General features: G+C 62.6%; 11 protein-coding genes and 2 pseudogenes. 2 read left to right on the top strand and 11 right to left on the bottom strand.

Translation table 11 applies throughout. The annotated features are described in order from the left end of the window. Nucleotides 1-108: 108 nt before the first annotated feature. The 6 genes and pseudogenes from HB860_RS22200 to HB860_RS12545 form a co-directional block, all read right to left on the bottom strand. Nucleotides 109-444 (bottom strand): annotated as a pseudogene (locus HB860_RS22200) (nucleotidyltransferase family protein); the annotation flags it as partial. A gap of 35 nt (nucleotides 445-479) precedes the next feature. Next, nucleotides 480-674, bottom strand: a pseudogene (locus HB860_RS22365) (NTP transferase domain-containing protein); the annotation flags it as partial. Continuing rightward, the gene (locus HB860_RS12560; protein WP_247626861.1) at nucleotides 664-1653 is read right to left on the bottom strand and encodes an XdhC family protein; all 990 of its coding nucleotides are present in this window, start codon (nucleotides 1651-1653) and stop codon (nucleotides 664-666) included. The pseudogene HB860_RS22365 and the gene HB860_RS12560, both read right to left, overlap by 11 nt. After that, the gene (locus HB860_RS12555; RefSeq protein ID WP_247626860.1) at nucleotides 1646-2863 is read right to left on the bottom strand and encodes a c-type cytochrome; all 1218 of its coding nucleotides are present in this window, start codon (nucleotides 2861-2863) and stop codon (nucleotides 1646-1648) included. The genes HB860_RS12560 and HB860_RS12555 overlap by 8 nt, the downstream gene beginning before the upstream one ends. Continuing rightward, nucleotides 2860-3390: a (2Fe-2S)-binding protein gene (locus tag HB860_RS12550; RefSeq protein ID WP_139436452.1), complete on the bottom strand. Its 531-nt coding sequence runs from the start codon at nucleotides 3388-3390 to the stop codon at nucleotides 2860-2862. The genes HB860_RS12555 and HB860_RS12550 overlap by 4 nt, the downstream gene beginning before the upstream one ends. Continuing rightward, on the bottom strand, nucleotides 3387-6179 hold the full coding sequence (locus HB860_RS12545; RefSeq protein WP_247626859.1) for a xanthine dehydrogenase family protein molybdopterin-binding subunit: 2793 nt from the start codon (nucleotides 6177-6179) through the stop codon (nucleotides 3387-3389). The genes HB860_RS12550 and HB860_RS12545 overlap by 4 nt, the downstream gene beginning before the upstream one ends. Nucleotides 6180-6742: 563 nt before the next feature. Here HB860_RS12545 and glnS point away from each other — a divergent pair. Further along, on the top strand, nucleotides 6743-8404 hold the full coding sequence (glnS, locus tag HB860_RS12540) for a glutamine--tRNA ligase (protein WP_247626858.1): 1662 nt from the start codon (nucleotides 6743-6745) through the stop codon (nucleotides 8402-8404). Between the two features lie 117 nt (nucleotides 8405-8521). Here the strand turns inward: glnS and fur are convergent, their stop codons facing one another. After that, entirely contained in the window at nucleotides 8522-8950 is a 429-nt protein-coding gene (gene fur, locus HB860_RS12535; RefSeq protein ID WP_005325677.1) for a ferric iron uptake transcriptional regulator, read from the bottom strand. Nucleotides 8951-9194: 244 nt separating this feature from the next. Here fur and HB860_RS12530 point away from each other — a divergent pair, with 244 nt between their 5' ends. Next, nucleotides 9195-9695 carry a DUF4442 domain-containing protein gene (locus HB860_RS12530; protein WP_247626857.1) on the top strand — a complete coding sequence of 167 codons (501 nt, stop codon included), beginning with the start codon at nucleotides 9195-9197 and terminating at the stop codon, nucleotides 9693-9695. A gap of 46 nt (nucleotides 9696-9741) precedes the next feature. Here the strand turns inward: HB860_RS12530 and fldA are convergent, their stop codons facing one another. The 4 genes from fldA to HB860_RS12510 are packed head-to-tail and all read right to left on the bottom strand — an operon-like array spanning nucleotide 9742 to nucleotide 11663. Continuing rightward, entirely contained in the window at nucleotides 9742-10266 is a 525-nt protein-coding gene (gene fldA / locus HB860_RS12525) for a flavodoxin FldA (RefSeq protein WP_005325673.1), read from the bottom strand. Between the two features lie 38 nt (nucleotides 10267-10304). After that, on the bottom strand, nucleotides 10305-10601 hold the full coding sequence (gene ybfE / locus HB860_RS12520; protein WP_005325670.1) for a LexA regulated protein: 297 nt from the start codon (nucleotides 10599-10601) through the stop codon (nucleotides 10305-10307). 20 nt (nucleotides 10602-10621) lie between these two features. Beyond that, nucleotides 10622-10843 carry a DUF2788 domain-containing protein gene (locus HB860_RS12515; RefSeq protein WP_106887376.1) on the bottom strand — a complete coding sequence of 74 codons (222 nt, stop codon included), beginning with the start codon at nucleotides 10841-10843 and terminating at the stop codon, nucleotides 10622-10624. Nucleotides 10844-10898: 55 nt separating this feature from the next. Then, nucleotides 10899-11663 carry an alpha/beta fold hydrolase gene (locus HB860_RS12510; protein WP_247626942.1) on the bottom strand — a complete coding sequence of 255 codons (765 nt, stop codon included), beginning with the start codon at nucleotides 11661-11663 and terminating at the stop codon, nucleotides 10899-10901. Between the last annotated feature and the right edge of the window lie 49 nt (nucleotides 11664-11712).

Genomic DNA, 11712 nt, shown 5'->3' with positions numbered 1-11712 from the left:
CTTGTGACCCCGCCTCGTGCGGGGCTTTTTTTGCCCGGCGATCAGGCATGCCGTGAACGGCATATGGTGGGCTGTGCGGGGAGAGGCGGGTCGGATGGGGCTGGCGCCTCAGAGCGGATCCTCTGGCCAGTCGATGTCTTGCACGCAGCCGGGATCGTCAAGGGGCAGGGTGCGCAGACGCCCCCGATGGCGCAGCAGTACGCCTTGCGCGCCCTGTTCCCCCGCCAGGCTCGCCAGCTCGGGGAGCAGATCGGCGGGGAAGCTGACGGGATGGCCCGGCTGCCCCTGATGGAGGGGGCGCACTATCTCCCTGCCAGTCTGGGCGGCTTGCAGCGCCCGCAGGCTGGCGGGGGAGAGGCGGGGCATGTCGGCCAGGGCGATGAGCAGGCTGTGGATGGGGCGGCCGCTTCCCAGCAGGGTACGCACCCCGTGGCCAGGCTGTCCCCCAGGCCGCCGTCCCGTGGCACCTGGGTCAGCTCGGCGCCGGAGTCCGCCAGCAGGCGGCGCATTGCCTCGTCTCGCTGCCTGAGCACCACCAGTACGCTGTCATGACAGGGGAGCAGGGTGGCCAGGGTGCGCAGGATCAGAGGCGGTGAGCCCGCGAGACGCTTGTCGCTGCCGTAGCGACGGGAGAAGCCGGCCGCCAGCAGCAGGGCGACGCGCTCAGGTTGCATCTGTGGCCTCTCTCAATCGGATGCCCTGGCGCACGGCGATCACCTCGGCCAGCACGGCGATGGCGATCTCCATGGGGGTCTTGCTGCCGATGGGCAGCCCGATGGGGGCGTGGATCCGCGCAAGCTGGGCCTGACTCGCCTCGGCAATTCGCTGCAGCCGCTCCAGCCGACGGGCGCTGGTGCGTACCGACCCCATGGCACCGAGGTAGAAGGCGTCGGATTCGAGCCCCGCCATCAGCCCGGCATCGTCGATCCTGGGGTCGTGGGCCAGGGCCAGCACGGCGCTCTGGGCCGTGGCATGGCGCTCGACGAAGCGTTCGGGATCGCACCACTCCACCGCTATGCCCCCTTGCTCCGGCCCCCAGTGCCAGTCGCGGCGGTACGGCTCGCGGGTATCGCACAGCCGCACCTCGAAACCGGCGGCCTGACCGAGCCTGGCCACCTGCTCGCTCACCTGGCTGATGCCGAGCAGCAGCAGGCACCAGCGCTGGGCATAGCTCAGGCGTACCCGGCCTGGCGTCTCTTGCTCGCAGGGATCCGTCGTCTCCCCGGACAGATAGCGGCGTGTCCCCTGCTCGAGCAGCACCTCCCGCACGAAGGGGCGGCCCCCTTGCAGCCGGGTGAGCCACTCGTCGAGATCCGCGCTGGCCGCGTCCCCTTCGAGGCGCTCCACCAGCAGCCGGATGCGGCCACCGCACGGCAGCTCGAACCCACTGCCATCGGGGGCCAGGTGGGCGCCATAATCCAGCAGGCTCAGGGGGGCGTCATGCTCCCCCCTGGCCAGCATGGCGACGAAGGCATCCTCGATGCAGCCCCCCGAGATGGAGCCGCTGCGGCGGAGGCCATCGGTGGCGAACAGGGCCCCCTTGGGGCGGGGGGCCGAGCCGTAGGTCGCCACTATGCTGCACAGCCAGATGCCTTTCCCCTGGGCCAGCCAGGCGAGGCTCTGACGCAGCACCTCCAGCTGAGCGTCACTCATCGTGCGCCTCGACGATCTCCTTCTTGAGCGTACTGATGTCGTCGGCACTCAGGGTGGAGGCCTGATGGGCCCAGGTCTGGCGCAGGAAGTTCACCAGATCCGCCAGTTGCTGGTCGTTGAGCTCCCTGGCGTAGCCGGGCATGGGGGCGAAGCGCTCGGTCTGGCTGTAACTCTGGGCCGGGATCCCGCGCAGCAGCACCGCCAGGGTGTTGGTCGCGGTCGCCTGATCCAGGGTGGCGTTGGCGTACATGGAGGGGGTTACGTTCGGCTTGCCCTGACCCTGCTGACCGTGACAGCCGGCGCAGTAGTCCCGGTAGAGCCCGTAACCCGGGTGCGATGCGTCCAGAGTGACCGGCCTGGGCGCAGGCTCCGGCAACGGGGTGTCGCTGCCGAGCAGGTAGCTGGTGACGGCATGCATGTCCTCGTCGGTCAGGTAGGCGAAGCTCTTCTCGACCACGGGATACATGCCGGCGAAGACGCCCCCCTTGACCGAGTAGCCCTTGCGCAGCAGCCGGGTCAGGGAGTCATGGGTCCAGCCCTGGCGCCTGAGCTCGGTGGCGGTGATCTCCGGGGCCATCACCCCCTCTATCATGGCCCCTTTCAGGTAGCGTGAGCCGTCCATCGCCATGAACAGATCCCGCGGCGTGTGGCACTCGCCGCAGTGTCCCAGCCCGTCCACCAGGTAGCGGCCACGGTTCCAGTTGCTGCTCTTGGCCGGATCCAGCTGGAAGGCGCTGTCCTCATGGGCCACCAGGTTCCAGGCCATCAGGCCGGTGCGCACGTTGAAGGGGAAGCCGACCTCGTTGTCGCGGTTCACGGTGGCGGCCGGTTTGGTCTGCATGAAGTAGGCGTAGAGTGCCTTCATGTCCTCATCCGTGACCAGGTGATAGGAGGTGTAGGGCATGGCGGGATAGAGGCGTCCCTTGGGGGCGTTGCCGTTCTGCATCACCTCGTAGAAATCCTCATAGCTGTAGCTGCCTATCCCCTGGTTCTTGTCGGAGCTGATGTTGGTGGAGTAGATGACGCCAAAAGGCGTCTTGAACCCCAGCCCGCCTGCGTATTTCTGACCCCCCTCGGCGGTGTGGCAGGCGGCGCAGTCACCCACCTTGGCGAGGTATTCCCCCTGTGCCACCAGCGGATCCCGGGTGTCGGCCGCGGAGACGGCGCCTGCGCCCAGCAGGAGCGCGAATGTGAGTCTGGAGAGCATCATGTGCGGACTACCCCCTCCGAGATCAGCATGGCCTTGACCCCCTCGTAGTACTTCTTGTAACCGGTGCAGCGGCAGACGTGATCCTTGAGTGCCTCCTCTATGGTGGATTCGAGATCGGCCATGGCCACCGGCGCTTTGCGCAGCCGCTCCAGCAGCACTGTGGTCTCGTTGACAAAACCCGAGGTACACCAGCCGCATTGGAAGGAGAAGTGATCTAGGAAGGTCTTCTGCACCGGGCTCAGGGCGATGATCTTGCCCAGCTTGTTGCGTGTCGCGTGGCCTTCCACGGTGCGGATGCGCTGGCCGTTGAAGCGGCCCACCCCGTTGATGCAGGTGCGCACGCTCTCGCTGCTGCCGTCCGCCCCGTCGACCACTATGGTGCAGGCATGGCAGACGCCGACGCCGCAGCCGAACTTGGTGCCGGTCAGGTTCACATACTCGTGCAGGAAGTCGATCATCATGGTGTTGTCATCCACGTCGATCGGGCCAATGAGACGGTCGTTGATGGTCATGTTTACGGTGATCATTGGATGGCCTTCTGAATGTCGGTTGCAGTGACGGGAAGATGATAGAAACGGGTGCCGGTCGCCTGATAGATGGCTTCGACCAGGGCGGCGACCACGGGGATCATCACCACTTCGCCTATGCCCTTGGTGGCATCGGTCGGCGAGAGGGGATCGAGCAGGGTGTGGGTCAGGTTCCAGACCGGCAGCTGGTTCGCCAGGGGGACCTGGTAGCGGTTCAGGTTCCAGGTGCCGTTGCCCGGCCCGTCCTGTCCGGCGGGTAGGTATTCATACAAGGCGTGACCGACCCCCATGGCCAGGCCGCCCTGGATCTGCCCTTCCACCAGCTCGGGGACGATGACACGGCCGGCGTCCAGCCAGCTGTGGGCAGACAGTATGTGCACCTTGCCCGAGCCCTTCTCCAGGGCTATTTCGACCAGGGTGGCGCAGGGGGCGTAGTAGGTCACCATGGCATTGTTCAGGCTGGTGCTGGGGTAGTGGGCCTGGGTGCGGTCGAGCAGCTGGTAGCCGTTGCCATCCGCCTGTGCCCGTTTCTCGCTGCTGGCGCCCTCGCCGTAGCGCAACGCCAGCGCATCTATGGGCAGGCGCTGGCTCTGACCCTCTATGGTGAAGTCGCACTCGGCCCAGGCCCAGCGGTTGAAGCAGTGCACCATGGCGCCTGTGATGAGGCCGTTGGCGTGAGCATGGGCCGCCAGCAGGGCGAGCGGCAGCGGCGGCATGCCACGGGTCGTGAGGCCAGCCGGGGTCCAGCTCGCCTCGCTGGCGGGGCCGAGATCCAGGCCTGCCTGGCCGACGAAGTACTGCTTGCGCCAGATGGCGGTCGCCGCCGGCCAGAGCGTCTGCTCGAACAGGATGCGGGCCGCGGTGACGGTGGCATGACTCTGGAAATAGGAGGAGATGGAGGCCGAGGAGGCCTGCGGAATGGCCAGGGTCCAGCGCGGGTTCTTCTGCATCTCGTCCTGGCGCGCCTGCGAGATGGTGTAGGGGTTGTCGGTCGAGACCAGCTTGAAGCTATCCCAGAGGGCGATTTCGGCGAGCGCTATGGTGTCGGCCGGTTGGCCCAGGTAGCGGCTGACGATCTCGGCCTGGGAGGTCTGGATCCCGGTGCCCATCTCCATGCCGCTGATTTTCAGCAGTATCTCCCCCTTGCTTGTCAGCTCGACGCAGGCGGAGGGGGCCACGGCGCCGGTGCCATAGTCCTTGGTGGTGATGCCAAAGCCCGTGCCGTGCAGGCGATCCGGATGCTGGCTCTCGTAAGCCTGCTTCCTGGCCTGGCGCTGGGCCCAGATCTCGTGCTGTTCGGTCATGGCCAGGATCTCGGGGTAACGGTTGTTGCCCTCGGGAATGGCCCCCTGGGTATTGGGTTGGCCGGGCCTGATCAGGTTGCGGCGCCGCAGCTCCAGCGGATCCATCTTCAGCAGGGCGGCGGCCTCGTTGACCATCATCTCCATGGCCGCCATGGTTTGCAGGGAACCGTATCCCCGCATGGAGCCGCAATCCGGGTTCTCGGAGGGCAGGGCGACCGCGGTGATGTCGTTCTTGGGGAGGTAGTAGACCCCCTGGATGGCGCTGGCCCCCACGCTGGCCACCGAGCCGGTGAAGTTCAGGCGACCGCCGCCGTCCACTGTCATGGCGCTGATCAGGGCGCGGAACTGGCCGCTCTGCTTGTCGAGCACCAGCCTGTTGTGCATGTTGAACGGATGACGCTTGAGGCCACCCTGGAACTGTTCGAAACGATCGTTGGCCAGGCGCACCGGCCCCTCGCCATAAAGGGTCGCGAGCAGGCCATAGAAGGGGAATATGGTGTGATCCTTGGCCCCGAAGCCGCCCCCGATGAAGGGGGAGTGCACCACCAGCTTGTCGACCTTGCCGGCCAGCGGCCCCTTGGCGAGCATCTCGGCGGCCTCGTAGTAGAAGTCGTGAGGGGACTGGGTGCTCAGCACCAGGTGCATGGTGCGCGCCTTGGCGTCGAACCAGCCGTTGAAGTTTTCCGGCTCCATCATCATGGGCTCGATGAACTGGGTCTGGTAGGTGCGATCCAGCACCAGGGCGTCCTCGGCCTCCAGCTCCTTGTGCACCAGTCCGGCCTGATACATCCCCTGTTCGCCGGCGTTGCCATCGGCGTTGGCCGTCGGCCAGACCGGCTGGTGGTTGACGATGGCCGGGAAGAAGAGGCCGTTCTTCAAGGTGCTGTATTGATCCTCCCTGCCGAGCTTGCCCTCGATCCGGATGATGCGCCAGCAGGCCCAGGGATCCCGGGTGGTGGCGACCAGGGGGGTCACATCTCCGTAGCGCACCACCTTGCCGTTGAACTGCAGGATCTGCTTGGCCCGGTTGAAGGTGGCGAAGTCGGCGAAGATCAGCATGGCGGCCGCATGGCCCAGATAGTCCGGGGTGGCTCCTTCGCTCACCATCATGTTGACGCCGTAGAAGGCAGGCAGCTCGACGCCGTCGCGCACCAGGTCGGCGGCCGTGATCACCCGGCGGGGCTGGGCATTGGCGGGCAGCATGGAGAGATCCAGCCCCAGATAGACGCGATCCGCCTTGTCGAGCCGGATCAGCAGCGCATGTTGCTGCTGGGACGGCCAGCCAGCCAGATCCTGGGCGCGATAGTCCCGGCTGTAGATCTTCTGGCCGGTAACCTTGGCCAGGCCATCGCTGCGGAACTTGACCTTGCCCCCCTGCTTCCACTGGCCGAGCAAGGCGGGATCGAAGACCTCGTCTTCCATGCCGGACAGGGAGAGGTTGGCGAGGAGGGGGCGCTGTAGACGGCGATGCCGGCTATGACGCACTGCTTGATGAAATCACGTCTTGATACGGAGTAGGACATGGCTCAGCTACCTGTGTGAGGATGAGGCGAGTGGCTCGGGGGAAAGGGAGGGGACAGGTGTTGTCGACCATCTTCCCTGATGTCGCAGCAAAATGACAAAGTTGTAAATAGGATACTAGGATGATGCAGTTTGGAAAATGTCTGGTTCTTGTTGGTTCCAGCTCTGTTCAGCTTGGCGATGTGACGGGCCAGATGTTGCTAAATTGTTTCAAGACATTGAAGTGTGATCTCGCCGCAATATCAAGCAGCCATGTGGTTGTGCCCGCAGGAAGCCCTTTATGCCAGCCTCGTTCAGCCCGCTCTCTGTGTGGGGAAGTGGCTTGCCCGAGAGCCGATCTCGGCGAAATAAAGGATGCCTGTGGCCGGGAAGCGACCCTGCCCGGAGGCAAATGGCGTCTGGCGTGACGGCAGCCAGGGCGCGGCGGCAAATTCCTGTTGAGCCTCATGGATGAATAGTGGATCATTGTCGGTTTCTAAGCGGGGGCGCGCGGTTGCCCCATGAGCTGAGACATTCGAGGTGAATTCATGAGCGAGGCGAGCAGCCCAACCAACTTTATCCGTCAGATCATCGATGAAGATCTGGCCAGCGGTAAGCACAAGAGCGTGCATACCCGTTTTCCGCCGGAGCCGAACGGTTATCTCCATATCGGCCACGCCAAGTCCATCTGCCTGAACTTCGGCATCGCCCGTGACTATCAGGGCCAGTGCAACCTGCGCTTCGATGACACCAACCCGGCGAAGGAAGACATCGAGTTCGTGGAGTCCATCAAGCAGGACGTGCAGTGGCTCGGCTTCCAGTGGAGCGGCGAGATCTGCTACTCCTCCGACTATTTCGACAAGCTGCACGGCTATGCCATCGAGCTCATCGAGAAGGGTCTGGCCTATGTGGACGAGCTCTCCCCCGAGCAGATGCGCGAATACCGCGGCACCCTGACCGCCCCTGGCAAGAACAGCCCGTTCCGCGATCGCAGCGTGGAAGAGAACCTGGCGCTGTTCGCCAAGATGAAGAGCGGCGAGCTGGCCGAAGGCAGCGCCTGCCTGCGCGCCAAGATCGACATGGCATCCCCCTTCATGGTGATGCGTGATCCCGTCATCTATCGCATCAAGTTTGCCCACCACCACCAGACAGGTGACAAGTGGTGCATCTACCCCATGTACGACTTCACCCACTGTATCTCGGACGCCCTGGAGGGGATCACCCACTCCCTGTGCACCCTGGAGTTCCAGGACAACCGTCGCCTCTATGACTGGGTGCTGGACAACATCAGCATCGACTGCCATCCCCGTCAGTACGAGTTCTCCCGTCTGAACCTCGAATACACCGTCATGTCCAAGCGCAAGCTGAACCTGCTGGTGACCGAGGGGCACGTCAGCGGTTGGGACGATCCGCGCATGCTGACCGTCTCCGGGCTGCGTCGCCGTGGTTACACTCCGGCCTCCATCCGCGAGTTCTGCCAGCGCATCGGCGTGACCAAGCAGGACAACATCGTCGAGATGAGCATGCTGGAAGCCTGCATCCGCGACGATCTCAACGAGAACGCCCCCCGTGCCATGGCGGTGTTGCATCCGGTGAAAGTGGTCATCGAGAACCTGGCCGCCGACGAGGTGCTGACCGCACCGGCTCACCCGAACAAGCCGGAGATGGGCAGCCGTGAACTGACTTTCACCCGCGAGATCTTCATCGACGAGGCGGACTTCAAAGAAGAGGCGAACAAGCAGTTCAAGCGTCTGGTGCTGGGCAAGGAAGTGCGCCTGCGCAACGCCTATGTCATCAAGGCCGAGCGGGTCGAGAAGGATGCGGACGGCAAGGTCACCTGCATCTATTGCTCCTACGATCCCGAGACCCTGGGCAAGGATCCGGCCGATGGCCGCAAGGTGAAGGGGGTGATCCACTGGGTCAGCGCCACTCACTCCCTGCCGGCCGAGATCCGTCTCTACGATCGTCTGTTCAAGATGCCTAACCCGGGTGCCGAGGACGACTTCGAGGCGGCGCTCAACCCGGACTCCCTGGTGATCATCCAGGGCGCCCGGGTCGAGGCCTCCCTCAAGGACGCCAAGCCGGAGTTTGCTTACCAGTTCGAGCGCGAAGGCTACTTCTGCGCCGACAACAAGCTCTCCAGTGCCGAGCATCTGGTGTTCAACCGCACCGTGGCCCTGCGTGACGTCTGGGGCAAGGCCGAGGCCTGATCGCTGCCGTCTGACAGGCAGAGGGCAGGGGAGACCCTGCCACTCTGGTCCGGATTGCGGACACAAAAAAAGCCAGCGTGATGCTGGCTTTTTCATGGCTGCTCGCGGCCGACGGCGTTATTCGTCGTGCTTGCAGTCACCGTTCACGCAGTGACCATAGAGATAGAGGCTGTGGTTGGTCAGGCGGATGTTGTGGTGCTTGGCGATGTCACGCTGACGCTGCTCGATCACCTCGTCGGAGAACTCGATCACCTTGCCACAATCGAGGCAGACCAGATGGTCGTGATGTTCCTGGGTGGCCAGCTCGAACACCGACTTGCCCCCTTCGAAGTGATGGCGGGTGACGATACCGGCATCATCAAACTGGTTGAGAACGCGATAGACGGTAGCGAGACCAATCTCCTCACCCTGGTCGATCAGCCGTTTGTACAGATCTTCCGCACTGGTGTGCTGGCAGTCCGGCTGTTGCAGGATTTCCAGGATCTTGACGCGGGGCAAGGTGATCTTGAGCCCGGCCTTTTTTAACGCTTGGTTGTTGTCTGCCATATTCTATTTATTCGCATTCTCGAAGGTGTGGTTATTCTGATTGACTGCCGAAGGAATGGCAACCACGAACTCGTATGGCCTGACATTATAGGTCGTAGCCAAGTCAAAAATAAACCCAGTAATTCAAGGGGTTTAGCACATTTCCCCTCTGTGGAAGATTAATCTGGCCAGCCCGGACCGGGCTTGCTCCGCGAGGGAATGTTGATACTATGTCACTTCTCTATAGTCTGGTCGGATGAGATCCATGGATTGGCTTTTTGGCAACGCGGCCTGGGTGCGCCACGCCCTCAACGCCTGGCCCCCGTTCTGGGGTGCGGGCATCAAGATAGAAACATTGAGCCCCGATTTTCGCTTCTGTCGGGTCACCCTCAAGTCCCGCTGGTGGAACAAGAACGCCAACCGGACCCAGTTTGGCGGCAGCATGTTCGCCATGACGGACCCCATCTATCCGCTGATGCTGATGGGCCATTTCAAGAACCGTTATTACGTCTGGGACAAGGCGGGCAGCATCAATTTCATCAAGCCTGGCAAGGGGATGCTGGTGGCGGAGTTCAATCTGACCGACGCCAAGCTGGCATCCATAGTGGCGGCGACCGAGGGGGGCAACAAGCATTTCCCCGAGTTCGAGGTGCAGGTGCAGGACAAGCGGGGCGAGCTGGTGGCCCAGGTCAGGCGCACCCTGTATGTGAAACCCAAGCCGGAACACAGAACCCAGAGCCTGGCTGCGCCAGCCATGAAGGAGTAGAAACAACAAGGGCCCCGACGGGGCCCTTGTTGTCAGAGGAGGGAGATCACTCCAGCTCGCTCAGGCACATCTCTTCGTGCAACTGCTTGCACCAGCCCTTGACGCGCTCGGCGGTCAGCTCCGGCTGGCGATCCTCATCGATCCCCAGACCGACGAAGTGCTTGTCATCCACCAGTGCCTTGGAGGCCTCGAACTCGTAGCTCGCGGTTGGCCAGTGGCCGATGATGATGGCACCTTTGGCTTCGACGATGTCACGCAGGGTGCCCATGGCGTCGAGGAAATACTCGGAATAGTCTTCCTGATCGCCGCAGCCGAAGATGGCGACCAGCTTGTTGTTGAAGTCGATCTCTTCGAGCTCGGGGAAGAAGTCATCCCAATCGGCCTGGGCTTCGCCGTAGTACCAAGTCGGGATACCGAACATCAGCAGATCGAAGCTGTCGATGTCGGCCTTGCTGCTCTTGGCAATGTCACGGACTTCAATCAGTTGTTTGCCCAGTTCTTTCTGGATCATCTTGGCGACAGCTTCGGTATTACCGGTATCGCTGCCGAAAAACAGACCTACACTAGCCATAGTGTTTAGTTACCCGTATCTGGTTAATGCTTAACGGTTCAGATTGCGATGCCTGCTGCATGCGCAGACTCAATCTGTTGCTTCAGGATAGATTGGATCAGCTCGGCTCGGCTGACGTTCTGTTGTAGCGCAAGTTGGTTCAGGCGCTCCAGCAATTCGGCCTCCACCTTTAACTCGACCCGCTTCAGGCCGTTCTCCCGATCGCGCTTGAGCTGGTTGCGCTTGTTGATCTTGAGTTGGGTCTCACGGGGGAGTGGATTGGTCTTTGGCCTGCCGGGGCGCTTCTCAGTTGCGAACAGATCCAGTGTTGTTCGATCAGTTTGCTGTTTGGCCATACATCACAGATGAAAAGTAGTTAGCCGATCCCAGAGCCTTCCCAGCCCATTTCGATCAGCCCCTTGGCGACAAAACCCGCGCAACCCAGAAACAGAACCAGCCAGACGATAAAGCGGCCGAAACGGGGCACGTTGCCGCGTTTGAGCACGTCGTGAATGGCCAGACCAATCAGCAGGAAGATGGCCACGAAGAACAGCTTCAGGCCCAGACTCTCGATCAGATCGATATGTTCATACAGCATGGATTGCGCACACTCCTTATGACGGGCGCACTATATCACAAAGGATTTGAAACTGTTAACCGCCTGTCGACAGGAAATCCACAACCAGTTTATTGAACAAAACCGGCTTTTCGGCGTGCAGCCAGTGACCGGTTCCGGCGATGACACGGGCCTTGGCGGCCGGGAATTGTGCCATCACTGTCTCGGTATACTGAGGCTGCACATAGTCGGAATCCCCCCCCTTGATGAACAGGGTCGGCCCCTCGAAGCGGGTCTGGTCGTCGGGCCAGCCCATGATGTTGGCGTAGTTGCGCTCAAGGGCCGGCACATTGAAACGCCAGCCCCAGCCCGCCTCGGTTTTGGCGAAGGACTTGAGCAGGAACTGGCGCACGCCGGCGATCTCGATATGTTCGGCCAGGATGGCTTCCGCCTCGCTGCGGCTTTGGGGGGGGCGCGTGAGCGTGGCGTTGAGACCGGCGAACACATTCTGGTGGCGGGCATGGGGATAGGCGACCGGGGCTATGTCGGCCACCACCAGCCGGTCGACCCGGGCAGGGGCCAGCTTGGCGACCTGCATGGCGACCTTGCCCCCCATGGAGTGACCGACCAGGGATACCTGCTCAAGCCCGAGCCGATCCAGCAGGGCGATCACATCCACCCCCTGCTGCGGGTAGCTCATCTCATCGGAGTGAAAGGAGGCGCCGTGGTTGCGCAGATCGACGCTGATGACCCTGTATTGCTCGCTCAGGGGGCGGGCCAGCAGGCCGAGGTTGTCCAGGCTGCCGAACAGGCCGTGGATCAGCACGACGACAGGGCCTTGTCCCTGATCCTTGAAATTCAATAATGAGTTTTGTTGCAAAATGACACCTTGTCGGTCGTGGGCTGTTTCG

It is taken from the genome of Aeromonas genomosp. paramedia (assembly GCF_023093515.1).
Lineage (GTDB): Bacteria > Pseudomonadota > Gammaproteobacteria > Enterobacterales > Aeromonadaceae > Aeromonas.
Note: the sequence above shows the minus strand (reverse complement) of the source record. Positions and strands in the feature narration are given on the sequence as shown.

What these genes read in the sequence shown, in the direction of transcription:
- HB860_RS12560 (WP_247626861.1), bottom strand. Translation starts at nt 1,653, where the DNA reads ATGAGTGACGCTCAGCTGGAGGTGCTGCGTCAGAGCCTCGCCTGGCTG.
- HB860_RS12555 (WP_247626860.1), bottom strand. Translation starts at nt 2,863, where the DNA reads ATGATGCTCTCCAGACTCACATTCGCGCTCCTGCTGGGCGCAGGCGCC.
- HB860_RS12550 (WP_139436452.1), bottom strand. Translation starts at nt 3,390, where the DNA reads ATGATCACCGTAAACATGACCATCAACGACCGTCTCATTGGCCCGATC.
- glnS (WP_247626858.1), top strand. Translation starts at nt 6,743, where the DNA reads ATGAGCGAGGCGAGCAGCCCAACCAACTTTATCCGTCAGATCATCGAT.
- fur (WP_005325677.1), bottom strand. Translation starts at nt 8,950, where the DNA reads ATGGCAGACAACAACCAAGCGTTAAAAAAGGCCGGGCTCAAGATCACC.
- HB860_RS12530 (WP_247626857.1), top strand. Translation starts at nt 9,195, where the DNA reads ATGGATTGGCTTTTTGGCAACGCGGCCTGGGTGCGCCACGCCCTCAAC.
- fldA (WP_005325673.1), bottom strand. Translation starts at nt 10,266, where the DNA reads ATGGCTAGTGTAGGTCTGTTTTTCGGCAGCGATACCGGTAATACCGAA.
- ybfE (WP_005325670.1), bottom strand. Translation starts at nt 10,601, where the DNA reads ATGGCCAAACAGCAAACTGATCGAACAACACTGGATCTGTTCGCAACT.
- HB860_RS12515 (WP_106887376.1), bottom strand. Translation starts at nt 10,843, where the DNA reads ATGCTGTATGAACATATCGATCTGATCGAGAGTCTGGGCCTGAAGCTG.